The following is a 25,439-nucleotide window of genomic DNA, read 5'->3' on the forward strand; positions in this document are numbered from 1 at the left end:
CGGGCTCAGCTGGCGCGGCGCATGCGCGAGCGCGGCATGCTCGTCTGATCCTCGAACAGCGAGGCAAGCTGTTCCGTCATAGCGCCAGCAAGCTCATCGGCATCGACGATGGTGACGGCGCGGCGATAATAGCGCGTCACATCATGGCCGATACCGATGGCCAGCAGTTCCACCGGCGAACGCGTCTCGATCTGGTCGATGACGGCGCGCAGATGCCGCTCCAGATAGTTACCCGGATTGACCGACAGCGTGGAATCATCGACCGGCGCACCGTCCGATATCATCATCAGGATGCGGCGCTGTTCGCGGCGACCGAGCAGCCGGTTATGCGCCCAGATCAGCGCCTCGCCGTCGATGTTTTCCTTGAGCAGGCCTTCGCGCATCATCAGGCCAAGATTGCTGCGAGACCGTCTATAGGGCTCGTCCGCGGACTTGTAGATGATGTGACGCAGGTCGTTCAGACGGCCCGGCGTCTGCGGCTTGCCACTGGCGAGCCACTTCTCGCGCGCCTGGCCGCCCTTCCACGCCTTGGTGGTGAAGCCGAGGATCTCGACCTTCACGCCGCAGCGCTCGAGCGTGCGGGCCAGGATGTCGGCGCAGGAGGCGGCAACCGTGATCGGTCGTCCGCGCATCGAGCCGGAATTGTCGATCAGCAGCGTCACGACCGTATCGCGGAACTGCGTGTCGCGCTCCATCTTGAAGGACAGCGCCTGCGTCGGGTCGATGATCAGGCGCGGCAGACGGGCCGGATCGAGGTAGCCCTCTTCCAGATCGAAATCCCAGGAGCGGTTCTGCTGCGCCATCAGGCGACGCTGCAGACGGTTGGCGAGCCGGCCAACGGCGCCCTGCAGATGCGCAAGCTGCTTGTCGAGGAAGGCACGCAAACGCTCAAGTTCGGCCACATCGCACAGCTCCTGTGCCGTCGTGGTCTCGTCGAACTCCTCCGTATAGACGTGATAGTCGACCTTCTCATTGAAATCGGCGAAAGGCGTATTCGGACGGCGGGTCTCACCCGGCGTTTCCGAATCTTCCTCGCCTTCTTCGCTCATATCATCGTCGGAAATCTCGCCACCGTCTTCGGTCGCGCCGTCTTCCATCTGCTCGTCGGAGGCTTCGCTATCCTCGGCCGGAGCGGCATCGGCGCCTTCGTCTTCCTTGACGTCGTCGTCGTTCTGATCCTTGCCGCTCGGCTTGTCCTCTTCGCTCTGCTGGTCCTCGCTGTCGGGCTCGGATTGCTCGTCACCATATTCCTCGGCCATTTCCATGGCCGTCAGAATGTTGCGGACGACACGGGCAAAGCTTTGCTGGTCGTTGATCGACGACAACAGGTTCTCGAGCTGGCCGCCGGTCTTTTCCTCGATAAAGGGGCGCCATAGGTCGAGCACCTTGCCGGCGCTTTCCGGCGGCTTCTGACCGGTCAGCTTCTCGCGCACAATCATCGCCATAGCCTCACCAATCGGCGCATCCTCGCGCCGTTCGATGCCGGAAAAATTCGCCTTGGCGTATTTTTCCGTATTCATGGAATTGAGGTTGGCGGCAACGCCGCTCATGCGCAGCGAGCCGATCGATTCGACACGGGCCTGCTCGACGGCATCGAAGATGCTGCGTGCATCGGAACCCTGGGGCGACATCACGGCATGGACACGGGCATCATGACAGGCAAGCCGCAGGGCCATCGAATCACCGAGGCCGCGTGTCACCGCCAGCTCATGCGCCGTCGGCCGTTTTGAAAGTTCCGGCAGGCGAATGCGCTCGCCGGTCATTCCCGGACGTTCGTTGGCAAAGGCCACCTCGACCTCGGCATCGCCGGCGATCGAGCGGACACAGCCGGTGATCGCCCGGCGCAACGGCTCCATGTCCACCGGTGCACCCGGCTTCGCTTTGGAATTATCTCCGCGACCTGACATGATGTATCGGCTTTTCCCTAAGGCAATTCCAGGAAAAATGCATAGCAGTTTTCAATCCGGAATTGCGTCAAAACAAAAAGATAGAACGTTTTCGCGATTCGAAGAAAAGCGGAAATGTTCTAGGCTTCGAGCACGATATTGGCAGCACTTTCCTTCAGCTCGACACCGAAGGCGCGCTGATAATGCTCGGCGACCAGCGGCCGCTCCAGCTCATCGCACTTGTTGAGGAAGGTAACGCGGAAGGCAAAGGCGACGTCGCCGAAGATTTCCGCATTCTCGGCCCAGGTGATGACGGTACGCGGGCTCATGACGGTCGACAAATCGCCGTTCATGAAGGCCGCACGCGTCAGGTCGGCAACGCGCACCATCTTGGAGACGGTGTCGCGGCCCTTGTCGTTGCGGAAGGATTTTACCTTTGCCAGCACGATATCGACTTCGTTGTTGTGCGGCAGATAGTTCAGCGTCGTCACGATCGACCAGCGGTCCATCTGTGCCTGGTTGATCTGCTGCGTGCCGTGATAGAGGCCAGTCGTGTCGCCGAGACCGATGGTGTTGGCGGTCGCGAACAGGCGGAAGGCCGGGTGAGGACGGATGACGCGGCTCTGGTCGAGCAGCGTCAGGCGGCCCGAGGATTCCAGTACGCGCTGGATGACGAACATCACGTCCGGACGGCCGGCATCATATTCGTCAAAGACGAGCGCGACATTGTGCTGATAGGCCCAGGGCAGGATGCCGTCCTTGAATTCGGTGACCTGCAGGCCATCCTTGACGACGATGGCATCCTTGCCGACGAGGTCGATACGGCTGACATGGCTGTCGAGGTTGATACGCACGCACGGCCAGTTGAGGCGCGCAGCGACCTGCTCGATGTGAGAGGACTTGCCGGTACCGTGATAGCCCGAGATCATCACGCGGCGATTATGAGCAAAGCCCGCGAGAATGGCGAGCGTGGTCTCGCGGTCGAAGAGGTAGTCCGTATCCAGATCGGGTACATAGGCGCCGCCCTGGCTGTAGGCCGGAACGCGGATATCGGAATCAATGCCGAAGACTTCACGGACCGAAACGGTGGTATCGGGGATCTCGGAAATATCAAGGTCAATCTTGCTCATCATGTCTCCAGGGCGGGTGGCTCTCACCCTGCCATATCAAACTCAGCCGATTTTTCCGAAACGCCGCAGCTTGTTGCCCGCATCCGTTCGGTCGGAACAGCGGCGATACTTCTCCGGGACTAAAGCAAAATCTCGGCGCGATATATGATCGCTTGCGAGCATCCTTGAACAGAGTCCCCGGACAAGAAACGCCGCGTCCGGAAAGTTGACCGAGGTGCAGCTAGCCAAATGCGCACCCTGCCGCGGTTGCCCGCAGCTTCAGCCGATTTGGACCATACCTGATTGAAGGCGGAGAGCAAGGACGGGAATTAACAAAAACCGTTCTGCTTCAATAATTGATAGGCCTGAATGACCGCGCGAAAACGCTCTTCCGAGCCGCGATCGCCGCCATTGGCATCGGGATGGTGCATTTTCACCAATTCCTTGTAGCGGCGCTTGATTTCCGGAGCCGCGGCATTGGCGTCAAGGCCCATTGTGTCGAAGGCCTTCGCCTCCAGCGTTTTCAGCTTGCGCTGCTGCGGGAAACGCGGTCCCCGCCCCTGCCCCTCGCCTTCCCTAACGAAGCCGAATGGGTCGCGAACGCGGGAATAGGAGCCGGAGCGGATATCCGATTGAAGCGGACTGTTCTTGGCAGCCTTGTTGACACCGACCGTCCAGGTCGGACGGTGGCCGGTGATGGCTTCCTTTTGATAACGCGCAATCTCGCCATCCGAGAGGCCGGAGAAATAATTGTAGCCCTTGTTGTATTCCTTGACGTGCTCGAAGCAGAACAAAAAGAATTGCCCTTCCGCATTGCGCCCCACCGGGGCGCGATGCGTGCCGTGTTTGTCGCAGCCGTCCCACTGGCACGTCGGCGGACCCTGTTCGGGTTCCTGCGCGCGCTTGCGGCGGGTGCGAATGCGATCGAAATATTTTGAATCAAGTCTCATGGCGTCCTAATTATGGGGCCTTGGATACCCCACAACAAGAATTGACAAACAGGAATGTTATAGGCTTTGTGGGAGCCTTTTTTCGCAAGCGAGGTCGACGCGGGAATATGGAAACGACACTGCAATCCCGCATTGAGCGGAAGCTCACCGACGCCTTCGCGCCCGAGCGCCTTGCCGTCATCAATGAAAGCCACCTTCATGCGGGCCATCAGCCTGACATGACCGGAACCGGCGAAACCCATATAAGAATTCGAATCGTTTCCGCCAAGTTCTCGGGCATGCCGCGCCTTGCGCGCCACAGGGCGATCAACGAGCTTTTGAAGCCGGAACTGGACGCTGGCCTGCACGCGCTGGCGGTAGAGCCCGCGGCTCCCGGCGAGGCAGTCCGTTGGTAGGTTGGCTGCAAGCCGGAATTACTCCGGCTTCGCCTCTTCCGTTTCGGCAGGGCGGATGCGCAGTTTGGTGATGCGGTTCTTTTCCCGCTTCATGACGATGAAGCGTTTCCCATAAAAGGTGAAGGCCTGCCGCTCTTCCGGAATGGTCATCGATTCGTGGATGACGAGGCCCGCAATCGTCGTCGCCTCCTCGTCGGGCAAGTGCCAGTCGAGCGCGCGGTTCAGGTCGCGAATCGGTACGACGCCGTCAACGACGATCGAGCCGTCGGCCTCCTGCCGCACGCCCTGGATATCGAGGTCGTGCTCGTCAGCGATATCGCCGACGATCTCCTCCAGAATGTCTTCCAGGGTGACGATGCCCTGCACCTCGCCATATTCGTCGACAACGACGGCGAAATGCTGCTTGCGGCGCAGGAAGGCGTTGAGCTGGTCTTCGAGATTGGTACTGTCGGGCACGAACCAGGGCTTTTGCGCGATCTTGACGATATCGAGATTTTCCGGCTCGACATTGCGCTCCGCCAGCGCCCGCAGCAGGTCCTTGGCATGCACGACGCCGATGATGTTGTCGATGGTGCCGCGCCAGAGCGGCATGCGCGTATAGGGACTATCAAGGATCGCGCGCACCACCACCTCGGGCGGGTCATCGGCATTGATGGCTCGCATCGCCGTGCGGTGCACCATGATGTCGGACAATTCCAGCTCGCCGAGATCGAGCACGCCGCCCAGGCGATCGCGGTCGGCTTTGACGACCGAACCCTCACGGTGGAGCAGATCGACAGCCCCGCGCAGCTCCTCGTGCGCCGACAGCATCGACACCTCCTTGGAGAGGTTGATGCCGAACAGCCCAAGGATCCAGCGCACGATGGCGTTGACGAAACTCGACACGGGGCCGACGATCGCGACAAACAGCCGTACCGGCGCCGCCACATTGAGCGCAAAGCGATCCGGAGTCGAAATCGCCCAGCTCTTCGGTAGGACTTCAGCGAAGATGACGAGAATGACGGTCATGGCTGCCGTTGCCAGCGCCACCCCCGAATTGCCGAACAGACCGAGGAAAACGCTGGTCGCCAGCGAAGACGCCAAGATATTCGCGAGATTGTTGCCGATAAGCAAGGTGCCGATCAGCCGATCCCGACGCTCGATGAGGTGGCGCACGATACCGGCGCTTTCGTCGCCGTTGGCCTCCAGCGTATGAATACGGGTGCGCGAGACGGCGGTGAGTGCCGTCTCCGAACCGGAAAAAAACGCCGACACCAACACGAGCACGATGATCGAGATGATCTCGGGCCAATATTCGAGCAATACAGCCAGCGTGCCCTCGACGGTCATCAGGGATGTTTTTCCTTCAGGAAACTCAGGACTTCGGAAGACGGCACGTCGTCGGCAACGAAGGACTGGCCGATACCATGCGTAAGGATGAAGGTGAGCTTGCCGCTCTTGACCTTCTTGTCCTGCGCGATCGCATCCATCAGCACCTCGGCCGGCGGCAGCTCGCCCGGAATATCGCCCATCCGCGTCGGCAGGCCTACGGCCTTCAGATGCGTCTCGACGCGCTTGGCATCATCCGGGCTTGCCAGATTGAGGCGCGCGGAAAACTCATGCGCCAGCACCATGCCGATCGCGACACCCTCGCCATGCACCAGCCGGCGGCTGTCATAGGCGGTGGCCGCTTCGAGCGCATGGCCGAAGGTGTGGCCGAGATTGAGCAAGGCACGCGCCCCGTTTTCACGCTCGTCGGCAACGACGACATCGGATTTCGCCTGGCAACTCGCAGCGATCGCCTCAATGCGGGCCGCCCCGCCGGCAAAAACATCCTTCCAGTTGGCCTCGAGCCAGGCGAAGAAATCCGGCTTGTCGATCAGGCCGTATTTGGCGACTTCGGCATAGCCGGCGCGGAATTCGCGCTCGCTCAGCGTATTGAGCACATCGGTATCGGCCAGCACGAGGTCGGGCTGGTGGAAGACGCCGACGAGGTTCTTGCCGTGATGCGTGTTGATGCCAGTCTTTCCGCCGACGGACGAATCCACCTGCGACAGCAGCGATGTCGGCACTTGAACGAAACGGACGCCGCGGCGCACGATGCCGGCGGCAAAGCCCGAGAGATCGCCGATGACGCCACCGCCAAGCGCGATCACCGCATCATTCCGCTCCACACGCGCAGTCAGCACCGCATCGCAGACGGTGATCAGGTGCTCGAAACTCTTGGTCTTCTCGCCGGCCGGCAAAACGAGGCTGGAAGCCTGGATATCAGCAGCTTCCAGGCTGGCGACCAACGCGCCGAGATAGAGCGGCGCCACATTTTCATCGGTGATGATGGCGGCCTTGCGGCCCTTCAGCCGCGCGGCGATTTCGCGCCCGGCGCCGGCGATCAGGCCGGGGCCGATCAGGATGTCATAGGCGCGCTCGCCGAGAGGCACGCGCACGAGACGCTCCGCTGAGGCCGGTGTGATCGCATTCATGGCATTTTGCTTTCTGCTGTCTTTCCCTCGGCGATGGCGGCAAGGACTTCCCTGACCATGATGTCCTTGTTCACATCGCGGGAGAGAACCGTGATATCGGCTTCCGCATAGATCGGATAGCGCGCATTCATCAGGTTCTCGAGGGTCTGTTTCGGATTTTCGGTCTTGAGCAGAGGGCGCGTATCGCGCTTGTTCACCCGCTCCCAGAGCACATCGAGATCGGCCTTCAGCCAGACGGAAAGGCTGCCGCGCTTGACATGCAGCCGCGTGCGTTCGTTGATGAACGCACCGCCGCCCGTCGAGACGACGCGCGGGCCGCCCTTGAGGAGCCGCTTGATGACGCGGGTCTCCAGTGCTCGGAACTCTTGTTCGCCGTAAGCGGCGAACAGTTCGGCGATCGTCATGCGCGACACGCGCTCGATTTCGGCATCCGTATCGACGAAGGGTAAGCCAAGCTGATGCGCAACGGGCCGGCCGATCGAGGATTTTCCTGCTCCCATCAATCCCACGAAGACAAGATTGCGCTGACCCAGCGCTGCGCGCGCCTTGTCTCTCAAGCTCTCGGCAAGGGTCAGGACTTGTTCACTCATCGGCCCATTCACAATTTCTTTGGAAACGGTATCGTCAAATGCGCCGGTAGCGTCAAGACGCCGCTGCCGTAAACATGTCTGCAATATCCTTCGGCTAACTCTTGAAGGAATATAATTATAGCGCATCGCCGCGCCACCGAATGGCGAAGGAGAGTTTTCGAATGCCCACCCTGTTTCGCTTCCTTGTCATCTGCGCGGTCATCGCCGGATCGATCTATGGAGCGATGTGGGCCCTCGTACTTTTCGTCGATCCCCAGCCGCGCGACGTGACGATCCGCATTGCCCCCGAGCGCCTCAATCCACCAACGACAGGCGCCCTGAAACCATGAGCGCGCCAGCTGAGAATATACGAGCGGGCAAGAGGGATCTGGGGCGAGTGCACTTGGAAGCCTTTCTGGAGATGATGAGCGCCGAGCGAGGTGCTGCCGTTAACACGCTGCAATCCTACGAGCGCGATCTCGACGATCTCCATTCATTTCTTTCCGGGCAGGGCGTCCGCTTGACGGAGGCAAGCCCCGGTGATCTGGCCGCCTATCTTTCCAGCCTGTCGAGCCAGGGCTTCAAGCCATCCTCCCAGGCACGCCGCCTCTCCGCCATGCGGCAGTTCTACAAGTTCCTCTATGCCGAAGGTCTGCGCACGGACGATCCCACCGGAATTCTCGATGCGCCGAAGAAAGGCCGCGCCCTTCCGAAGACGATGGGCGTCGATGAAGTGACGAAGCTTCTGACCCAGGCGGAGCGGGAAGCGGCGCTCGAAGGGCCCGATCAGCTGCAGCGCCTGCGCATGCTGGTGCTTCTGGAAATGCTTTACGCCACCGGCATGCGCGTCAGCGAGCTCGTCTCCCTGCCGGCGAAAGTCTTGGATCAGGAAGGACGCTTCCTGATGATCCGCGGCAAAGGCAACAAGGAGCGGCTGGTGCCGCTATCGCAGACCGCCATTTCGGCCCTGAAGGCCTATGGGCGTCTGCAGGCCGCCATTTCAGCCAATGCCAAGCAGCCGCTGCCGGAAAGCCCCTGGCTTTTCCCCGCCGCGTCCAAGCAGGGGTATCTGCCGCGGCAGGTCTTTGCACGCGATCTCAAGGATCTTGCCATCCGGGCCGGCCTGACGCCTTCGATGATTTCGCCGCATGTGATGCGCCATGCCTTCGCGAGCCATCTTCTCGCCAACGGCGCAGACCTGCGCGTGGTGCAGGAACTTCTGGGGCATTCGGACATTTCGACGACACAAATCTACACACATGTACTGGAAGAACGCCTTCATCAGCTGGTCCAAACGCATCACCCCCTTGCCAAACAGGCAAAAAAACAGGATTAGGACCGGCATACAGGCTCAAGCCGCCATCTCTCGTCACGGGCAAAAGGATCGGAAACGCACCTCATGCACAATTATCTGGACTTCGAAAAACCCATCTCGGATCTCGAAGGCAAGATTCACGAGCTCAAGAAACTGGCGAGCGAAGACGAAAGCATCGATACGTCCGAGGAAGTCGGGCGGCTTGAAAGCCGCGTCCGCGAGGCGATGGTCGACATCTATTCCAAGCTTAACGCCTGGCAGAAGACACAGGTCGCCCGCCACCCGCAGCGCCCGCATTTCATCGACTATGCCAGTACGCTGTTTACGGAATTCACGCCGCTGGCCGGCGATCGCCAATTTTCCGAGGATGCCGCCATCCAGGCAGGTTTTGCCCGCTTCCGCGGTCAGCCGGTCGCCCTCATCGGCCAGGAAAAAGGCAACGACACCAAGAGCCGCCTGAAGCACAATTTCGGCAGCGCCCGGCCGGAAGGCTACCGCAAGGCGATCCGCATCCTCGAAATGGCCGATCGCTTTCAGCTGCCCGTCATCACCCTGGTCGATACCGCCGGCGCTTATCCGGGCGTCGGGGCGGAAGAACGCGGCCAGGCCGAAGCGATTGCCCGCTCGACCGAGATGTGTCTCGGCGTGAAGGTACCGATCGTCTCCATCGTGATCGGTGAAGGCGGTTCGGGCGGCGCCATCGCGATTGCCGTCGGCAACCGCGTTTATATGCTCGAACATTCGATCTACAGCGTGATTTCGCCCGAAGGTGCGGCCTCGATCCTCTGGCGCGATTCAACGCGCGCGAAGGAAGCCGCCACCAATATGAAGATAACTGCCGATGACCTGAAAAGTCTCGGCGTGATCGACGGCATCATCTCCGAGCCTGTCGGCGGCGCGCATCGCGATCCGAACGCGGTGATAAGCGCGGCCGGCGAGACGATTGCGAACGCGCTTGCAGAGCTTTCCAGCCGTTCGGGTGAACAATTGCGCAACGACCGCCGGCAGAAATTCCTCAACATCGGCCGCAATCTCTAAGCTGTTTTCAGAAAAAGTGATCGCGAAAAACGGGAATGAGGCCAAACCTTGGCCACATTTCCGTTATCGAAGCTATTATGGCAAAGAAAAGCTTGCCGACGCGTTGCGGGCACGTCATAGGCTGGTAAGGAATTTTCAAGTATAAACCGTCTATGATTCCGTTTCATGCTTCGAGGGGAGTGGCGAAACAGATCGAGCTGCCACTCTTCGCATTTATGGACCAAGTCAGAATGCGCATTCGTCACCTTGCCTATGTTTCCCTGATGGCGCTGGCGCTCGCCGGCTGCAACGACGCGCTGGACACCGCGTCGATCGACCTGTCGAAGGTGAAGAACAAGGTCGAACAACCGCTTCCGAGCCATATCCTCGCCGACATGGGCAAGAAGGGTATGGACCGCAACTCGCCGATCATGATCCGCATCTTCAAGGAAGAAGGCGTGATGGAGATCCTGAAGGCGAACCAGAGCAACCGCTTCGAAGTCATCGCCGATTACAAGATCTGCGCCTGGTCCGGCCGTCTCGGCCCGAAGGTGAAGGAAGGCGACCGGCAGGCGCCGGAAGGCTTCTATATGCTGACGCCGGCCAATCTGAATCCGAATTCGAAATACTACCTTGCCATCAACACCGGCTTTCCGAACCGCTACGATGCCGCCAATGGCCGCAGCGGCAACAATCTGATGATCCATGGCGCCTGCTCGTCGTCCGGTTGCTATTCGATGACCGACCAGCAGGTGCTGGAGATCTATGCCTTCGCGCGCGATGCCTTCAAGGGCGGCCAGAAGGCCGTTCAGCTCGAGGCCTTCCCCTTCCGCATGACGGCGGAAAACATGTGGAAGCATCGCCTCAGCCCGAATATCGAATTCTGGAAGATGCTGAAGGTCGGCTACGACAATTTCGAAGTCACCAAGCGCCCGCCCGAGGTCGAGGTCTGCGAGAAGAAATACGTCTTCAACCAGCAGGCGAGCGGCCCCTTCAACGCCGGTGGCAAATGCCCTGTCATGACCACCCCACCTGCTCTGCAGACGGCGCTTGCGACCTATGACAAGCAGTACCAGGCGGATTACGCCATGGCCTCCAAGAAGTTCGACGGCATGGCCTGGTACGATCCGACCGAGGCAGAGCGCAAGGCCGTCGTCGCCAAGCAGCGCAAGGGCCATGATCTCGCCTATGCTCCAACAGGCACTGCCCTTGCCGCCGGCAAGATGATGAAGGTTGCCGACCTCGAATCGATGATGTCCAACCAGTCGGCGCAACAGATCGCGCGCGGCGGCACCGTTGCGAGCCCGACGGGCAATCCGACGACGGCAAGTATCCGCGTGGCGGCAGCAAGCCCTGCGGCAGGCGCCCCGTTGGCGACTGCGCAGCAGCCCGCAGCCGGCCCGATCGTTGCTGCCAATGTTCCCGCGAACGTGCCGATCCCGGCGGCAAACCCGATGAACCCCGGCCTCAATGCGCTCGCCTACGCGCCGAACCCCGCCGTCGAGACTGCGCAGACCGAGGCCAAGAAGCCGCCTTTCTGGAAGTTCTGGGCGAAGAGTGAATAGCCCGGATACCGAGATCTACGATCTGCGTGGCCTGAAATGCCCCTATCCGGCGATCAAGACGGAAAAGCGCCTGCGCGCCATGGCAAGCGGCACGACCTTGACCGTGGAAACCACGGATCCGCTCGCCGTCATCGACATTCCCCATCTCTGCAATGAAAAGGGCCACACGCTTCTCGCAAGCGAGAAGACGGAAAACGGTCACCGATTTGTGATCCGCAAGGGGTGATTGGCTAAACCGAGGCCATCGACGCGAACCTAAAACTTCATCCCCGGCACGGCCAGCGGATTGTCCTGCAGCGCCGCCCTATCAGGCGTATCGACGCGCGGCTTGCTGAGAAAGGCGTCGAACAGGCCCTTCACGAAATCCTCAGGCAGATCCTTGGTGATGATGACCATACGCGTGCGCCGATCTTCGGGATCGGGCCAGGCCGGCAGGCGCACCGGCGCGTGGAAAATATTCTGCACCCCATGCAGCACGACCGGGCGTTCCGGCCGGTCCGATACTGCAACGATCGCCTTCATGCGCAGGAGCTTTTCGCCATGCGCCGAACGAAGAAGATCGATGAACATTTCGAGCGCCGTGGGATCGATGGGCTGCGTCTCGACGATCGAGAAGGAGCGGATCGACCCGTCATGGCGGGTGACATCATGAGCGTGCTGATGCCGGTGGCCGTGATGGTGCGCATGATGGTGATGATGGTGCCCATGATCGCCGTGATGGTGATCATGGTCGTGGTGATCGTGGTCATCATGGTCATCATGGTGATGATGATCTTCGTCCGCCTCAAGCTCATCCTGCAGCCAGCGGCCGACATCGGCGATCTTGGATGCCGGATCGTAAAGGCCGTTGATGAGAATGGCGGCGCGTCCCGCCTCGTCGCTATCGGCATTCAAGATCTGCGCGCGCGGATTGAGCGCCCTCAGCCTGCTCTCCAGCTGCGCTGCCGGCACGGCGCCGGCAATCCCGGTCTTGGAAACGATCAGCCGGTCGGCAACCGCCACCTGCTTGCGCGCCTCTTCGTGATTATCGAGCGTCTGCAGGCCGTTGACCGCATCGACGACAGTGATGACGCCATCGAGATCGAAATTGGTCGCGATGATCGGATTGCCCATGATCGACTGCATGACCGGAGCGGGATCGGCAAGGCCCGTCGTTTCGATGACGATGCGCTTCAGCGGCCGGATGCGCCCGGTCTGCATGGCGTCCATGAGGTTTGCCAGCGTATCCACCAGCTCGCCGCGCACGGTGCAGCACAGGCAGCCATCGGAAAGCTCGATGATGGAATCGCCGGAGCTTTCCACCAGCAGATGATCGATGCCGACATCGCCGAACTCATTGATGATGACAGCCGCATCACGCATAGCCTCATCCTTGAGGATGCGGTTGAGCAGGGTCGATTTACCCGCACCGAGGAAGCCGGTCAGGATAGCAACCGGCACTCTTTGCTGCGAAACGCTCATGAGAACTATCCGATACTAAGAGCAATTCCAGGAAAAGTGCGTAGCGGTTTTCCGTCCGGAATTGCGTTAAAACAAAAAGGCGGAGCGGTTCAGAGGTTGAACCGCTCTAGAAACTGGGCCGCGGCATCGGGACCGGCACATTGGACGCGCCGCTGGAGATGGCGATCTTATTGTCTCTGGTCGCCTTGTCGCCTCTGGCCGTGACATCATCCTTGTCGCCCTTGGCGGCGGTGGCGATATCCTGGCCGCCGATCAGGCCGGCATAGACGAAATTGGGCTCATGATCCATTTCGTGGATATAGGGCGACTGTACCTTGGTGCGGCCGAAGGGATCGCGAGTTTCGCTGCGCGCCTGCGCGCCCTTGGTGCTGCAGATGTCGGCCGTGACATCGGCGACATCGGCCGTGACCGGCGTATCTGGCCTGAGGGTCGCCAGCGTATCGCGGGTAGACAGCTGGTTCTGGAAGCCCTTTTCCAGCAGATTGGCGGAATCGTCGGCGCGCGCCGCCAGGCTGTCGGTGCCGAGGACGACCGAGATCAGCGTGCGGCCGTTGCGGGTTGCCGAGGCGATCTGGTTGAAGCCGGCCGCGCAGATGAAACCGGTCTTCATGCCATCGGCGCCGTCGAAGCGGCCGATGAGCATATTGATGTTCGGCACCTGCTTGACGCCGTTGGTAAAGCCCTCGAGCGAGAAATAGCCGGCATATTGCGGGAACTCGCGGCGCAGCGCCACGCTGAGGATCGCAAGATCGCGCGCCGTCGTATATTGCCCCTTGCCCGGAAGACCGTTCGGATTGATGAAATGCGAGTCGCGCATGCCGAGGCGGGCAGCTTCCGCATTCATCCGCGCCACGAAGCCCTGCTGCGAACCACCGACCGTCTCGGCAACGGCCATGGCAAGATCGTTCGCCGATTTGACCAGCATCATCTTCAAGGCATTGTCGAGCGTCATCTTCTGGCCCGGCTTGAAGTACATCTTGGCCGGCGGCTGTGCGGCAGCAAGCTTCGACATGACGACGGGCGCATCGAGCCGGACCTGACCGGACTGGATGGCCCGGAAGGTCACATAGGTCGTCATCAGCTTGGTGAGCGAGGCAGGATACCAGCGGCGAAACGCCTCCTGCTGGTCGAGAACGCGGCCGGTGCTGACATCGACGAGAATATGCGGATTGGCTCCGGCCGTTTGCGCGGTCGACAGGAAAAGCATGGATGCTGCTGCGGCCATAGGAACGAGCCGCAGGGCGGCATACAAACGATTCTGCTTCGTCGGCACGATCTATCCTTCAGAAGTCCGGAATTTTCTCGAAAGCTTCGTCTATTTAACCTATATGGCTAGGAGAAGGCAAAGGCGATTGACGACTTTATTTCCCGATGGCACGCCGCAAAGGCCGCGATAAGCTGGCCGAGGCTGTGCCAAGGACCCGCAGGTTGAACCAGAATCGATATTGAGCAGCAGGAAAATCAGCATATGCCGATCTTGAACAGAGCCGCAGAACTCCAGGGCGAAGTGACCGAGTGGCGCCGCCATATCCATGCGCATCCCGAACTCCTCTATGCCGTTGAGAATACGGCCGCCTTCGTGGCCGAGAAGCTGCGTGCCTTCGGCGTCGACGAAGTGGTGACCGGCATCGGCCGCACCGGCGTCGTCGGCCTGATCCGCGGCAAGGGAGAGGGCCGCACGATCGGCCTGCGTGCCGACATGGACGCCCTGCCGCTGACCGAAATCACCGGCAAGCCCTATGCATCCCAGACTGCCGGCAAGATGCATGCCTGCGGCCATGACGGGCACACCGCCATGCTTCTGGGGGCTGCGAAATACCTCGCCGAGAACCGCAATTTCAACGGCAATGTCGCCGTCATCTTCCAGCCGGCCGAAGAAGGCGGCGCCGGCGGCGACGCCATGGTCAAGGACGGCATGATGGAGCGCTTCCAGATCGCCGAGGTCTATGGCATGCACAATATGCCGGGCCTGCCGGTCGGCCACTTCGCCATCCGCAAGGGCGCGATCATGGCGGCGACCGATGAATTCACCGTCTCGATCAAGGGCCTCGGCGGCCATGCCGCCATGCCGCACAAGACGATCGACCCGATCGCCATCGGCGCGCAGATCGTCTCCAACCTGCAGCTTATCGCCTCGCGCAGCGCCAACCCGCTGAAATCGGTGGTGGTTTCCGTCACCAAGTTCAACGCCGGCAATGCACATAACGTCATTCCGAACGATGCGAGCTTCGCCGGGACGGTGCGCACGCTTGACCCCGAGATGCGCGACCTTGCCGAGCAGCGCTTCAAGCAGATCGTGACAGGCATCGCGACGAGCCACGGCGCGGAAGTCGAGATCGAATTCCACCGCAACTACCCCGTCACCTTCAACCATGCCGACGAGACTGAGCACGCAACTGCGGTGGCCGAGGAAATCGCCGGCTCAGGCAATGTCATCCCGAATATCGACCCGATGATGGGCGGCGAGGATTTCTCCTACATGCTGCTCGCCCGCCCCGGCGCCTTCATCTTCGTCGGCAACGGCGACAGCGCCGGCCTGCACAACCCGGCCTACGATTTCAACGACGAAGCCATCGCCCACGGCATTTCCTATTGGGTGCGCCTCGCCGAACAGCGCCTCAACGCCTGAGACTTCTCAATGATGGCCCGCGCAGCCCCCAAGGCCGCGCGGGGCGCACGCTCAAGACAGATTGTCCCCACGACGCAAAAAGGCTTGGCTTCCGGCCTTTGCTTTTGTATGGATCATGCCGAGTGGTCTCGTAGCTCAGCAGGATAGAGCATCAGATTCCTAATCTGAGGGTCACGCGTTCGAATCGCGTCGAGATCACCATTGTTTCAGCACTCAGTATCGTTCTTGGCCTGCATTTGGACGAATCTGTCTACCAGAACTACCAACATTTGCAGGCATTTCGGACATCAGCAGGTGTCAATGATCTATCTTTAACTCTTACGGCGTCCTCACTGGGATTCGCGGTTTTCACCATTTCTAAACCCATCGGATCAGGCTCAATTTGCCTTGCTCAGCTCGTTCCGGCTGACAATGTCACCCTGTGTTCTCGATGGCTGCAATGATCTCAATAAAAAAAACTTTTGATTGATCATTAGATGACCTGCACGTCGTCACTCCGAGGTTAGTTCAGGCAAGACATAGCTAAAAGTTTCGGTTGCATCTTACAGCCTGCCAAGGCAAAACTTCGCAACCAACAGGACATCGTTTATGCAAAGCTCACTGCCAATCCTCGTCGAGAACTTACAGTTCGGAGAACGTGATGCTCTTCACGAATTCATCAAACAAGACAAGCAGGGTTCGAGCATCCTGGACAACGCATTCGTCGACCCTCCTCGGATAAAGATGGAAGAACTCCGCTCCGGCGCTCGCACATTTATTGTGGGACCGAAAGGGAGTGGGAAAACGACCCTTATGCTGCACCTGAGACGACAACAGCCTGAGCAGTATAGCGCAGCCGTTCTGTTCAAGTCGCATATAAGAAAGGAGGACAGAGACGCCCTCGACAAGATGATCGACGTGATTATAGTCGAAGATCAAAAAACTTTCCGATCCGAAGCTGATTACAAAACCGTATGGGAATGGTACATACTTAAAAACGTATTTCGATTGATACCTCCGGAAGCAATACTTTCCGGCGCCGATGTTTATAAAGACATCACAATGTTGCTCGAGGCAAACAATCATAAATTCAATACAATTTATGATAAAATGCATATTGAGCGTGTTAAGGGCGCAATCAAGCTTTCCGTAGATGTCGGCGCGCTGAAATCGGAACTAGCAGCGGAGATCGAAGCAAGACGCTCTGCTGAAGGAAAGATGCAGCTGCTAGAACTCGTGCGCCTGATCATTTCATCTCTCCGGCTCATAACACTACGATCAGGAAAGGCTGCGCGTCTTTACTTCGATGAACTAGAATTTTTCATGAGCGAGGACGGTGACGGAGATCGAGATCGACGGCTGGTCCGCGACCTCCTGTTCTCAGCTTATAACATGAACAATCATTTTTCAGACGCTAAGCTCGACATCACGGTTTACGCCAGTCTACGCTCGGAAATATTGGGCTCGATTAAACTAACGACGCAGGAACTTGGGAAAATCATTGACGCATTCGGAGTGAACTTAAATTGGTATAACGAGAATGTTGAGCACCATCCTGTTCTGACCATCTTTGAGAATAAGATGCGCCTCTCCGAGATCGAAGTTACCGGCGAAGAGAGTGACGATCCGCTGTCAGTATATCTACCCGATTTTGTCGGTCAAAAAGATATCCGAAGGTATCTGCTGGACGCTGGTCTCCACAGACCGAGAGGCGTCTTGCTTCGTCTTAAGGCTGCCGCCGAACTAGCCTTCGGTAAGCGTAGCATCGGGGCGCCAGACTTCATCTCGTCGGAAGCCTCTTTTGGCGAAGCAATGCTCGAGGAGTTCACTGAAGAAATCTCAGCATCATTCGACGAGCCCTCAAAGGCTGCCATCTTGGCCATGTTCAGGGGAAAACACTACGCCTTCACCGTCGATGATCTTGAAAGACGGCTAAGGGATATTGCCGTAAAAGATAAGGCTGCGAAAAATCTCTTGAAAAACGTCGGCATAAACGATCTCGTTCGCCTTCTCTTCCGAGTAGGAATGATTGGCAATCAATTTGACATCATTGAGAGTGAACACCAGAAGGTACGAGACCTATGGGGATTCAGAGGTGCAACAGACCCAATCTTCGATCAGCGTTTTGTACTTCATCACTCAGTTCGCAAAGTTTTGGTGACCATCTAGTAGCGATTGCAGTCTCCAATTCTAGCCCTTAGCTTGGTAGCCAAAGTTGCGGTCACAAAGTTTCTAACGCTCCTAAATAGATGTCGAATGCAGGCCCACAAAGGATGGGCGGTGACGTCCTCGCTCACCCCACCGCAATCCTATTCCTCACCAACCGCACACCAGGAATGGATTCGGCGACCGCGGTTGCCCGCTTGACCTCCTGATAGGTCGCGACGGAACCGTGCAGGCGGATTTCCTGGCCTGCCGCGATCACGGTGACATCGGAAGCATCGATTCCGCCGGCAACGGCGAGCGCGTTGGCAACGGCGGATTCCAGCGCCGAGCGTCTGGCCTGCTCGTTTTCCAGATAGAGCTCCATGCCGTGAAACGTTGCCGCCTTGAAAACCATTCGTCACCCTCCGCACCCAGGTGGTCGGAAAACGCAGCAGTTTGCATTTGGTTCAATGGAGATTGAAAAAAATATGACTAATTGCACGCTCGCTTTTCGCGTGCACCGCCAGCGGTGCGGTTGCATGGCTCCGGACTTGCCGCTCCCGGCAATCCCCTGTAGAGCCATGGGAAGCAGCAGCAAATGCGGATACCTGAATGAACACCGCCAGCAAGGCGCGCCGGCGCCTGACGATATTGGGTTCGACCGGCTCCATCGGCCAGAACACGCTCGACGTCATCGCCCAGCTTGGCGGACGAGACGCCTTCGATATCGCCGCCATCACCGGGCATGACAATATCGAGCTTTTGGCCGAGCAGGCCAAGGCCTGCGGCGCCGCTTTTGCGGTGACGGCCAAGGAAGAGCGCTATCAGGATTTGAAGGATGCGCTTGCAGGCACCGGCATTGCCGTCGGCGCCGGCAAGAATGCTCTGATCGAGGCTGCCTCGATGCCCTCGGACTGGGCGATGGCGGCGATCGTCGGCACCGCCGGTCTTGCGCCGACGCTCGCAGCCGCCCGCCGTGGCGCCGATATCGCGCTTGCCAACAAGGAATGTCTCGTCTCCGCCGGCGATCTCTTCGTGCGCGCCGTAGCCGAAGGTGGGGGACGGCTGATCCCGGTCGACAGCGAGCACAGCGCCATTTTCCAGGCATTGGAAGACGACCAGCAGCATGCGGTGGAGCGCATCATCCTGACCGCATCCGGCGGCCCCTTCCGCACCTGGACGCGGGAGCAGATGGCCAATGTCACGCCGGCGATCGCGCGCGCCCATCCCAACTGGTCGATGGGCTTCAAGATCTCGATCGGCAGCGCCTCCATGTTCAACAAGGCGCTGGAGATGATCGAGGCCAAGCACCTGTTCGACGTGCGCCCCGATCAGATCGAAGTCGTGGTCCATCCGCAATCCGTCATTCATTCCATGGTCGGCTATACGGACGGCTCCATTCTGGCGCAGCTCGGCTGTCCCGACATGCGTACCGCCATCGGCTATGCACTCACCTATCCCGCCCGCACGAAGCTCAGCGTCGACCGGCTGGATTTCGCCAAGCTCGCCCGGCTCGATTTCGAAGCGCCGGACGAGATTCGCTTCCCGGCGCTGCGCCTTGCCCGCACGGCGCTGGAGCGCGGCGGCCTTCAGGGCGCGATCATGAATGCGGCCGAGGAAATCGCCTTCCACGCCTTCGTGGATGGCCGCATCGGCTTCCTCGAAATGGCCGATATTGCCGAAGCCGTCATGGACGAGATGATCGCAACCGGCAGCGCCGACACCATGGATGCCGTCTTTGCCGCGGACGCGGAAGCACGCAGCCGTGCCGCCGTGCTCGTCGCTCAGCGGGAGAAAGCTGCGTAAAACGTAAGTATAAGCTTACAATTTGTGGCAGCTTGATAGCAAGTCTGGCTCAGCAGCTATTCCATTCTTGGCGGAAGGCCATAATGACCTGGCCGAAAGCAGAAGCCGTCTCTTACGCAACGGCCCTTGCGAGCGCACAGCGAGACCAAAGCGCGTGCAGCGCACCGACAAGCTGCTCGATATCGCCATCCGAATGCAGCGGCGTCGGCGTGATGCGCAGACGCTCGGTCTTCTTCGGCACCGTGGGATAGTTGATCGGCTGGACATAGACGCCGGCGTCGAGCAGCAGATCCGAAATCCATTTGCACTTGGCCGCATCGCCGACCATGACAGGCACGACATGGCTCGGGTTCGGCATGTGCGGAATGCCGGCCGCATCGAGCTGCGCACGCAGCTTGCGCACGCGATCCTGATGGCGCATGCGTTCGAACTGGCTAACCTTCAGGTGCTGGATCGAGGCGACGGCACCCGCAGCCAGAGCCGGCGGCAGCGACGTCGTGAAAATGAAGCCTGATGCAAACGACCGGATGAAATCACAGAGCGCCGTGGAAGCAGCAATATAGCCGCCCATGACGCCGAATGCCTTGCCGAGCGTGCCTTCGATGACGGTCAGGCGATCCATCAATCCCTCGCGCTCGGCAATGCCGCCGCCGCGCGGGCCGTACATGCCGACGGCATGCACTTCGTCGAGATAGGTCATCGCGCCATACTTGTCGGCGAGATCGCAGATTTCCTTGATGGGAGCAATATCGCCATCCATGGAATAGACACTCTCGAACGCGATCAGTTTCGGCGCCTTCGGATCGGCAGCCTTCAGCTTGGCTTCGAGGTCATGCAGGTCGTTATGCTTCCAGATGACCTTGTCGCACTTCGCATAGCGAATGCCTTCGATCATCGATGCGTGGTTGAGCGCATCCGAGAAGATGATGAGGCCGGGAATGCGCGCGCCGAGCGTGCCGAGCGTCGCCCAATTGGAGATGTAGCCCGAGGTGAAGATCAGCGCGGATTCCTTGCCGTGGAGATCGGCAAGCTCCTGCTCAAGCAGAACATGGTAGTGGTTGGTGCCAGAAATATTCCGGGTGCCTCCCGCACCCGCGCCACAGTGATCGATCGCTTGCTTCATCGCCTCGATCACTTTCGGATGCTGACCCATGCCGAGATAGTCGTTGGAGCACCAGACGGTCACTTCCTGCGGGCCGTTCGGGGTATGCCTGATGGCGCGGGGGAAATTGCCACTGCGGCGTTCCAGATCTGCGAAGATCCGGTAGCGGCCTTCATTGTGAAGACCTTCCAGCTCGCCCTTAAAAAATGCTTCGAAATCCATCATATGCTCCAGTACCGTGCGACCGTTTTCGAGAATGCCGGATCACACGTCAACCCCTCCGCATTGCTTTCGCGCCCGCTGCGGCAAATGGCCCCTAATTTTGAACAATTCCAGACAAGAATAGCCAATCACATCAAATTGACAATCGAAACTGTGCTGGAAACACTCTCTCCGGAGCGGCGGGTAAACCCCACCGCTCCGAGCTTATTTGCGGCAATCTATGCCGCAGCCACGGCACGCTTGGCCATGACCTTGATCAAATTGGCGCGATACTCGGCCGTGGCGTGCAGATCGGAGAGCAGCGCCGATGGGTCCACTGTCACGCCGGTAACCGCGTCCGGCAGAAAATTGGCCGCAAGTGCCTGCTCCAGTTCGGCATGGCGGAACACGCCGTCCGCACCGGCACCGGTGACGGCAACGCGTACCCCACCTGCCCCCTTGGCGACGAAGACCCCCGTCATCGCATAGCGCGAAGCGGGGTTGGGGAACTTGGCATAGCCTGCCCGCTCCGGCGCGTCGAAGGCGATGGAGGTAATGAGCTCCGCCCCATCCAGCGCCGTCTCGAACAGACCCTGGAAGAAGTCGTCGGCCGCGATCTGGCGCCGGTCGGTGACGATGGTGGCATTCAGCGCCAACATCGCCGACGGATAATCCGCTGCCGGATCGTTGTTGGCGATGGAGCCGCCGATCGTCCCCATATGCCGGACATGCGGATCGCCGATCATGCCGGCAAGGTCGCAGAGCGCCGGACAGACCGCGCGGATCGCAGCAGAGGAGGCAACCTCCGCATGGGTGGTCGCCGCTCCGATCGTGACCCTGCGGCCATCGACGCGGATCCCCTTGATCGAAGGGATATGCCGGAGATCGACGAGATCGCTCGGCGATGCCAGGCGCTGCTTCATGGTGGCGATCAGCGTCATGCCACCGGAGACATATTTGCCTTCATCGGTATTGGACAGAAGCTTGACGGCTTCGTCGACCGAGGAGGCGCGATGGTAATTCGTTGCATACATAGTCCTATCCTCCTCTCGTTTCAGGCCGTGGCCCGCGCCGCTTCCCACACCTTGAGCGGGGTCGCCGGCATGGTCAGCCCGTTGTTGCCGATGGCATCGGTAATGGCGTTGATCAGCGCCGGCGGCGAGCCGATGGCGCCCGCCTCGCCGCATCCCTTGATCCCTAGCGGATTGTTCGGACACGGCGTGTTCTGATGCGAAAGCTGGAAGGACGGCAGATCGTCGGCGCGCGGCATGGTGTAGTCCATGAAGCTCGCCGTCAGCAGCTGGCCGCTCTCGTCATAATGCACGCCTTCCAGCAACGCCTGACCGATGCCCTGCGCGATGCCGCCATGCACCTGTCCCTCGACGATCATCGGATTGATGATATTGCCGAAGTCGTCGGCCGCGACAAACTGCACGATCTCCGTCTTGCCGGTTTCCGGGTCCACCTCGACCTCGCAGATGTAGCAGCCGGCCGGGAAGGTGAAGTTTGCCGGATCGTAGAAAGCGGTTTCCTTGAGGCCCGGCTCCATGCCGGCGGGGAGATTGTGTGCCGTATAAGAAGCCAGCGCCACCTGGAACCAGGGCAGCGTCTTATCGGTGCCCGCGACTTTCAACTCGCCGTTCTCGATGACGATATCGCTTTCGTCGGCTTCCATCAGGTGAGCGGCGATCTTCTTTGCCTTCGCCTCCACCTTGTCGAGCGCCTTGACGACGGCGGACATGCCGACAGCGCCCGAGCGGGAACCATAGGTACCCATGCCCATCTGCACCTTGTCGGTATCGCCATGGACGATGGAGACGCTGTCGATCGGCACACCGAGGCGATCTGCGACCAATTGCGCAAACGTCGTCTCATGCCCCTGTCCATGGCTGTGCGATCCGGTGAGGACTTCGATGGTCCCGACCGCATTGACCCGCACCTCTGCCGATTCCCAGAGGCCGACGCCTGCCCCGAGCGATCCCACCGCCTGCGAGGGCGCGATGCCGCAAGCTTCGATGTAGCAACTCATGCCGATGCCGCGCTTCATGCCGCGACGGGCGGCCTCCGCCTTGCGGGCCGGAAAGCCGGCCCAATCGGCCTGCTGCATGGCGGCGTTGAGCGAAGCCTCGTAATCGCCGGCGTCATAATTCATGATCACGGGCGTCTGGTAGGGGAACGAACGTATGAAGTTGATCCGCCGGAGTTCCGCCGGCGAGACGCCGAGTTCGCGCGCCGCCGTTTCCACCGTGCGCTCCAGCAGATAGGTCGCCTCCGGCCGCCCTGCCCCGCGATAGGCATCGACGGGCACGGTATTGGTATAGACCGTGCGGACATTGGCGTGGATCGCCGGAATGGCATATTGCCCCGACAGCAGCGTCGCATAGAGATAGGTCGGCACCGCCGAGGAAAAAAGCGACATATAGGCGCCGAGATTGGCGATCGTGTCGACCTTGAGGGCCGTCATGCGATTTTGCGCATCGAAGGCCATCTTGACCTTGGAAACATGGTCGCGGCCATGCGCATCGGTGAGGAAAGCTTCCGTGCGGTCAGCCGTCCATTTGACGGGCACGCCGGTCTTCTTCGACGCCCAGAGACAGACAATCTCTTCCGGATAGATATAGATCTTCGAGCCGAAGCCGCCGCCGACATCCGGCGCGATGACGCGCAGCTTGTTTTCCGGCGCGACATTATAAAAGGCGCTCATGACGAGCCGGGCCACATGCGGGTTCTGGCTTGTGGTGTAGCAGGTATAATGGTCCTCGGCCGCATCGTAGATGCCGAGTGTGGCGCGCGGCTCCATGGCATTCGGCGAGAGCCTGTTGTTGTGGATCTCGATTTCGGTGACATGGGCTGCCTCGGCAATCGCCTTGTCGGTCGCTGCCGCGTCGCCAAGCTCCCAGTCGAAAATCAGGTTGTTTGCCGCTTCCGGATGGATCTGCGGTGCGCCGGCTTTCAGCGCGTCAACTGCCTCGACGACGGCCGGCAGTTCCTCATAATCGACCGCTACGGCTTCAGCCGCATCGCGCGCCTCGCCAAGACTATCGGCAACGACGATGGCGACGGCATCACCGACATAGCGCACGGTATCGACCGCCAGCGGCCGCCACGCGCCCATCTTCATCGGGGAGCCGTCGCGGGAATGGATCATCCAGCCGCAGATCAGATTGCCGATGCCGTCATCAAGTAGCTGCTTGCCCTCGAGTACGCCGATCACGCCTGGCATGGAGAGTGCCGCCGACGCATCGATACTCCTAATCTTTGCATGCGCATGCGGGCTACGGACAAAATAGGCGTATTTCATTCCCGGCGTCACCATATCGTCGGTGTAGCGCCCTTTGCCCGTCAGAAATCGCTTGTCTTCTTTGCGCGCCACACGCGCACCAATGCCTTCAACGCCCATCACATCCTCCATTGGGGTTCCGGGCCCGGCAATCCGCCAAGATCACAGTCCAAGCGTTTAGCCAGACGATCTCGGTGGAATTTATTCGGCCGCCTGCTGGGCGGCGTTCATTGTGGCATTGGCTGAAAGCACCGCCTTGACGATGTTGTGATAGCCGGTGCATCGACAGATATTGCCTTCGAGTTCGCTGCGCACCGTCTTCTCGTCCAGCTTGCCGCCATGGCGGTTGATCACGTCGACCGATGCCATCACCATGCCCGGCGTGCAAAAGCCGCATTGCAGGCCATGATGCTCCTTGAAGGCAGCCTGGACCGGATGCAGCTCGCCATTGGCGGCCAAACCCTCGATGGTTGTGATCTTGGAGCCGGAAGCCTGAACGGCCAGGATCGAACAGCTCTTCACCGACTTGCCATCCATATGGATGACACAGGCGCCGCACTGGCTGGTATCGCAGCCGACATGGGTTCCGGTCAGGCCGAGTTTCTCCCTGATGAAATGGACAAGCAGCGTGCGATCCTCGCACTCGCCGCTGACCGAACGGCCGTTCACCGTCAAAGTCACCTTTGCCATATTTTCCTCCTTGCCTCTCCTCCAGAGGCAAGGGGCATCATTTGACTTTTTCGCAATCCAATCAACCTCTACTTTAGAGAGGGAGCGGATTTTCTGCTCTTTGCGAACTGTTTTACTCTCCAGAGGCGAGACTGCCTTCGCTCAGCATGAAAAAAACTGCGACGTACCAATAGACAATCATATTTTGCACGATATTTTCTATCGTTGCAGGACTGTAAAGACAGCCCATCGTGGTGGAGCTGAAGAATGGGGACGACGTTGGCCGAGGTTCGGCTTAACTAACGTTGGAGAGAGTAAATGAAGAAAGTTCTTATGCTCGCATTGGTCGGCTTGTCTATCGCAAGCTGCACGCCGACCGAACAGGGCGCAGGCATCGGCGCAGCAGGCGGCGCGATCATCGGCGGAGCTGTGACCGGTAACGTCCGCGGCGCAGCTGTTGGTGCCGCAATTGGCGGCCTTTCCGGTGCAGTCATCGGCAGCGTCCGGGAACAGCCCGGCCAGTGCTACTATCGCGACCGTTACGGACGTCGCTATATCGACGATTGCCCGCGCGGTGGTTATGGCGGCGGCTATCGCGGTGGTTATGGCGGCGGTTACGGCGGCTATTGATCGGTTTTTCATCGAATTTCGGAGATCCCGGGCTACAAGTCCGGGATTTTTTTATTCGGGCTGCGAGACCTTTGATGTCGGTCTCGCTGTCGAAGAATAGCTCCAACACGCCGTTTTTAGCTCGATTGAGCAGGTGGAATCTCGCCGTGAAACGCGGGCTTTTCACCCGGAAAAGGTTATCTTTTCCCCGTTTTTGACTCCAAAACGGTACACCTGAGGGACTTTTGCCTCTATGGTGGCCGCGCGTTAACTCCCGGGAAACGTCAAACTGA

The 25,439-nt window shown here is 59.7% G+C and carries 23 protein-coding genes and 1 tRNA gene; 11 read left to right on the plus strand and 13 right to left on the minus strand.

All coding sequences use genetic code 11. From position 1 onward, the window contains the following. Positions 1-5 precede the first annotated feature (5 nt). From cobT to RTCIAT899_RS16355, 3 genes are all read right to left on the minus strand, one after another. Positions 6-1,907 (minus strand): cobaltochelatase subunit CobT, encoded by a 1,902-nt coding sequence (gene cobT, locus RTCIAT899_RS16345; RefSeq protein WP_015341340.1) that lies wholly within the window; start codon positions 1,905-1,907, stop codon positions 6-8. 119 nt (positions 1,908-2,026) lie between these two features. Then, the gene (cobS, locus tag RTCIAT899_RS16350) at positions 2,027-3,016 is read right to left on the minus strand and encodes a cobaltochelatase subunit CobS (RefSeq protein WP_015341341.1); all 990 of its coding nucleotides are present in this window, start codon (positions 3,014-3,016) and stop codon (positions 2,027-2,029) included. A gap of 308 nt (positions 3,017-3,324) precedes the next feature. Continuing rightward, positions 3,325-3,945, minus strand: a complete 621-nt coding sequence (locus tag RTCIAT899_RS16355; protein ID WP_015341342.1) for a J domain-containing protein — start codon at positions 3,943-3,945, stop codon at positions 3,325-3,327. Positions 3,946-4,052: 107 nt separating this feature from the next. On the opposite strand from RTCIAT899_RS16355, the gene RTCIAT899_RS16360 reads away from it, so the two are divergent. Further along, complete coding sequence (locus RTCIAT899_RS16360) at positions 4,053-4,340, plus strand: BolA family protein (RefSeq protein ID WP_015341343.1); 288 nt, start codon at positions 4,053-4,055, stop codon at positions 4,338-4,340. 18 nt (positions 4,341-4,358) lie between these two features. Here RTCIAT899_RS16360 and RTCIAT899_RS16365 read toward each other — a convergent pair whose 3' ends face one another. Genes RTCIAT899_RS16365 through RTCIAT899_RS16375 form a run of 3 tightly spaced genes read right to left on the minus strand, consistent with a single transcriptional unit; the run spans position 4,359 to position 7,389 of the window. After that, positions 4,359-5,669 carry an HlyC/CorC family transporter gene (locus RTCIAT899_RS16365; RefSeq protein WP_015341344.1) on the minus strand — a complete coding sequence of 437 codons (1,311 nt, stop codon included), beginning with the start codon at positions 5,667-5,669 and terminating at the stop codon, positions 4,359-4,361. Beyond that, positions 5,669-6,799, minus strand: a complete 1,131-nt coding sequence (aroB, locus tag RTCIAT899_RS16370; protein WP_015341345.1) for a 3-dehydroquinate synthase — start codon at positions 6,797-6,799, stop codon at positions 5,669-5,671. The genes RTCIAT899_RS16365 and aroB overlap by 1 nt, the downstream gene beginning before the upstream one ends. Then, the gene (locus RTCIAT899_RS16375; protein ID WP_041677691.1) at positions 6,796-7,389 is read right to left on the minus strand and encodes a shikimate kinase; all 594 of its coding nucleotides are present in this window, start codon (positions 7,387-7,389) and stop codon (positions 6,796-6,798) included. Before RTCIAT899_RS16375 ends, aroB begins: the two co-directional genes overlap by 4 nt. A 161-nt stretch (positions 7,390-7,550) precedes the next feature. Between RTCIAT899_RS16375 and RTCIAT899_RS33805 the strand changes: the two genes are divergently transcribed. From RTCIAT899_RS33805 to RTCIAT899_RS16400, 5 genes are all read left to right on the plus strand, one after another. Next, a complete protein-coding gene (locus RTCIAT899_RS33805; protein WP_015341347.1) occupies positions 7,551-7,718 on the plus strand; it encodes a hypothetical protein in 168 nt (55 codons plus the stop codon). After that, complete coding sequence (gene xerD / locus RTCIAT899_RS16385) at positions 7,715-8,704, plus strand: site-specific tyrosine recombinase XerD (RefSeq protein WP_015341348.1); 990 nt, start codon at positions 7,715-7,717, stop codon at positions 8,702-8,704. Before RTCIAT899_RS33805 ends, xerD begins: the two co-directional genes overlap by 4 nt. 63 nt (positions 8,705-8,767) lie before the next feature. Continuing rightward, positions 8,768-9,721 (plus strand): acetyl-CoA carboxylase carboxyltransferase subunit alpha, encoded by a 954-nt coding sequence (locus RTCIAT899_RS16390; RefSeq protein ID WP_015341349.1) that lies wholly within the window; start codon positions 8,768-8,770, stop codon positions 9,719-9,721. 230 nt (positions 9,722-9,951) lie between these two features. After that, entirely contained in the window at positions 9,952-11,265 is a 1,314-nt protein-coding gene (locus RTCIAT899_RS16395) for a L,D-transpeptidase family protein (RefSeq protein WP_015341350.1), read from the plus strand. Next, the gene (locus RTCIAT899_RS16400) at positions 11,258-11,491 is read left to right on the plus strand and encodes a sulfurtransferase TusA family protein (RefSeq protein ID WP_015341351.1); all 234 of its coding nucleotides are present in this window, start codon (positions 11,258-11,260) and stop codon (positions 11,489-11,491) included. The genes RTCIAT899_RS16395 and RTCIAT899_RS16400 overlap by 8 nt, the downstream gene beginning before the upstream one ends. Before the next feature lie 29 nt (positions 11,492-11,520). On the opposite strand, the gene RTCIAT899_RS16405 is transcribed toward RTCIAT899_RS16400, so the two are convergent. Both RTCIAT899_RS16405 and RTCIAT899_RS16410 read right to left on the minus strand, forming a co-directional pair. Then, a complete protein-coding gene (locus RTCIAT899_RS16405; protein WP_015341352.1) occupies positions 11,521-12,726 on the minus strand; it encodes a CobW family GTP-binding protein in 1,206 nt (401 codons plus the stop codon). Positions 12,727-12,832: 106 nt separating this feature from the next. Continuing rightward, positions 12,833-13,999 carry a D-alanyl-D-alanine carboxypeptidase family protein gene (locus tag RTCIAT899_RS16410; protein WP_015341353.1) on the minus strand — a complete coding sequence of 389 codons (1,167 nt, stop codon included), beginning with the start codon at positions 13,997-13,999 and terminating at the stop codon, positions 12,833-12,835. 195 nt (positions 14,000-14,194) lie between these two features. Between RTCIAT899_RS16410 and RTCIAT899_RS16415 the strand changes: the two genes are divergently transcribed. The 3 genes from RTCIAT899_RS16415 to RTCIAT899_RS16425 all read left to right on the plus strand — a co-directional run bounded on the left by RTCIAT899_RS16415 (position 14,195) and on the right by RTCIAT899_RS16425 (position 17,503). Continuing rightward, a complete protein-coding gene (locus tag RTCIAT899_RS16415; RefSeq protein WP_015341354.1) occupies positions 14,195-15,355 on the plus strand; it encodes a M20 aminoacylase family protein in 1,161 nt (386 codons plus the stop codon). Positions 15,356-15,479: 124 nt separating this feature from the next. Continuing rightward, positions 15,480-15,556, plus strand: a tRNA-Arg gene (locus tag RTCIAT899_RS16420). Between the two features lie 387 nt (positions 15,557-15,943). Then, the gene (locus RTCIAT899_RS16425; RefSeq protein ID WP_015341355.1) at positions 15,944-17,503 is read left to right on the plus strand and encodes a P-loop ATPase, Sll1717 family; all 1,560 of its coding nucleotides are present in this window, start codon (positions 15,944-15,946) and stop codon (positions 17,501-17,503) included. Positions 17,504-17,627: 124 nt separating this feature from the next. On the opposite strand, the gene RTCIAT899_RS16430 is transcribed toward RTCIAT899_RS16425, so the two are convergent. Next, entirely contained in the window at positions 17,628-17,894 is a 267-nt protein-coding gene (locus RTCIAT899_RS16430) for a BON domain-containing protein (protein ID WP_015341356.1), read from the minus strand. A 197-nt stretch (positions 17,895-18,091) separates the two neighbouring features. On the opposite strand from RTCIAT899_RS16430, the gene dxr reads away from it, so the two are divergent. Next, positions 18,092-19,285, plus strand: coding sequence for a 1-deoxy-D-xylulose-5-phosphate reductoisomerase (gene dxr, locus RTCIAT899_RS16435; RefSeq protein ID WP_015341357.1), 1,194 nt, complete (start codon positions 18,092-18,094; stop codon positions 19,283-19,285). Between the two features lie 112 nt (positions 19,286-19,397). Here dxr and hemA read toward each other — a convergent pair whose 3' ends face one another. The 4 genes from hemA to RTCIAT899_RS16455 form a co-directional block, all read right to left on the minus strand. Beyond that, positions 19,398-20,609: a 5-aminolevulinate synthase gene (gene hemA, locus RTCIAT899_RS16440; protein WP_015341358.1), complete on the minus strand. Its 1,212-nt coding sequence runs from the start codon at positions 20,607-20,609 to the stop codon at positions 19,398-19,400. Positions 20,610-20,827: 218 nt separating this feature from the next. After that, positions 20,828-21,622 carry an FAD binding domain-containing protein gene (locus tag RTCIAT899_RS16445; RefSeq protein WP_015341359.1) on the minus strand — a complete coding sequence of 265 codons (795 nt, stop codon included), beginning with the start codon at positions 21,620-21,622 and terminating at the stop codon, positions 20,828-20,830. A 20-nt stretch (positions 21,623-21,642) separates the two neighbouring features. Beyond that, complete coding sequence (locus RTCIAT899_RS16450; RefSeq protein WP_041677692.1) at positions 21,643-23,988, minus strand: xanthine dehydrogenase family protein molybdopterin-binding subunit; 2,346 nt, start codon at positions 23,986-23,988, stop codon at positions 21,643-21,645. A gap of 81 nt (positions 23,989-24,069) precedes the next feature. Next, positions 24,070-24,558: a (2Fe-2S)-binding protein gene (locus tag RTCIAT899_RS16455; RefSeq protein WP_015341361.1), complete on the minus strand. Its 489-nt coding sequence runs from the start codon at positions 24,556-24,558 to the stop codon at positions 24,070-24,072. A gap of 297 nt (positions 24,559-24,855) precedes the next feature. Here RTCIAT899_RS16455 and RTCIAT899_RS16460 point away from each other — a divergent pair, with 297 nt between their 5' ends. Then, entirely contained in the window at positions 24,856-25,167 is a 312-nt protein-coding gene (locus RTCIAT899_RS16460; RefSeq protein WP_015341362.1) for a YMGG-like glycine zipper-containing protein, read from the plus strand. Positions 25,168-25,439: the final 272 nt, after the last annotated feature.

It is taken from the genome of Rhizobium tropici CIAT 899 (genome assembly GCF_000330885.1).
Classification (GTDB): domain Bacteria; phylum Pseudomonadota; class Alphaproteobacteria; order Rhizobiales; family Rhizobiaceae; genus Rhizobium; species Rhizobium tropici.

What these genes read in the sequence shown, in the direction of transcription:
- cobT (WP_015341340.1), bottom strand. Translation starts at nt 1,907, where the DNA reads ATGTCAGGTCGCGGAGATAATTCCAAAGCGAAGCCGGGTGCACCGGTG.
- cobS (WP_015341341.1), bottom strand. Translation starts at nt 3,016, where the DNA reads ATGAGCAAGATTGACCTTGATATTTCCGAGATCCCCGATACCACCGTT.
- RTCIAT899_RS16355 (WP_015341342.1), bottom strand. Translation starts at nt 3,945, where the DNA reads ATGAGACTTGATTCAAAATATTTCGATCGCATTCGCACCCGCCGCAAG.
- RTCIAT899_RS16360 (WP_015341343.1), top strand. Translation starts at nt 4,053, where the DNA reads ATGGAAACGACACTGCAATCCCGCATTGAGCGGAAGCTCACCGACGCC.
- RTCIAT899_RS16365 (WP_015341344.1), bottom strand. Translation starts at nt 5,669, where the DNA reads ATGACCGTCGAGGGCACGCTGGCTGTATTGCTCGAATATTGGCCCGAG.
- aroB (WP_015341345.1), bottom strand. Translation starts at nt 6,799, where the DNA reads ATGAATGCGATCACACCGGCCTCAGCGGAGCGTCTCGTGCGCGTGCCT.
- RTCIAT899_RS16375 (WP_041677691.1), bottom strand. Translation starts at nt 7,389, where the DNA reads ATGAGTGAACAAGTCCTGACCCTTGCCGAGAGCTTGAGAGACAAGGCG.
- RTCIAT899_RS33805 (WP_015341347.1), top strand. Translation starts at nt 7,551, where the DNA reads ATGCCCACCCTGTTTCGCTTCCTTGTCATCTGCGCGGTCATCGCCGGA.
- xerD (WP_015341348.1), top strand. Translation starts at nt 7,715, where the DNA reads ATGAGCGCGCCAGCTGAGAATATACGAGCGGGCAAGAGGGATCTGGGG.
- RTCIAT899_RS16390 (WP_015341349.1), top strand. Translation starts at nt 8,768, where the DNA reads ATGCACAATTATCTGGACTTCGAAAAACCCATCTCGGATCTCGAAGGC.
- RTCIAT899_RS16395 (WP_015341350.1), top strand. Translation starts at nt 9,952, where the DNA reads ATGCGCATTCGTCACCTTGCCTATGTTTCCCTGATGGCGCTGGCGCTC.
- RTCIAT899_RS16405 (WP_015341352.1), bottom strand. Translation starts at nt 12,726, where the DNA reads ATGAGCGTTTCGCAGCAAAGAGTGCCGGTTGCTATCCTGACCGGCTTC.
- RTCIAT899_RS16415 (WP_015341354.1), top strand. Translation starts at nt 14,195, where the DNA reads ATGCCGATCTTGAACAGAGCCGCAGAACTCCAGGGCGAAGTGACCGAG.
- RTCIAT899_RS16425 (WP_015341355.1), top strand. Translation starts at nt 15,944, where the DNA reads ATGCAAAGCTCACTGCCAATCCTCGTCGAGAACTTACAGTTCGGAGAA.
- RTCIAT899_RS16430 (WP_015341356.1), bottom strand. Translation starts at nt 17,894, where the DNA reads ATGGTTTTCAAGGCGGCAACGTTTCACGGCATGGAGCTCTATCTGGAA.
- dxr (WP_015341357.1), top strand. Translation starts at nt 18,092, where the DNA reads ATGAACACCGCCAGCAAGGCGCGCCGGCGCCTGACGATATTGGGTTCG.
- hemA (WP_015341358.1), bottom strand. Translation starts at nt 20,609, where the DNA reads ATGGATTTCGAAGCATTTTTTAAGGGCGAGCTGGAAGGTCTTCACAAT.
- RTCIAT899_RS16445 (WP_015341359.1), bottom strand. Translation starts at nt 21,622, where the DNA reads ATGTATGCAACGAATTACCATCGCGCCTCCTCGGTCGACGAAGCCGTC.
- RTCIAT899_RS16450 (WP_041677692.1), bottom strand. Translation starts at nt 23,988, where the DNA reads ATGGGCGTTGAAGGCATTGGTGCGCGTGTGGCGCGCAAAGAAGACAAG.
- RTCIAT899_RS16455 (WP_015341361.1), bottom strand. Translation starts at nt 24,558, where the DNA reads ATGGCAAAGGTGACTTTGACGGTGAACGGCCGTTCGGTCAGCGGCGAG.
- RTCIAT899_RS16460 (WP_015341362.1), top strand. Translation starts at nt 24,856, where the DNA reads ATGAAGAAAGTTCTTATGCTCGCATTGGTCGGCTTGTCTATCGCAAGC.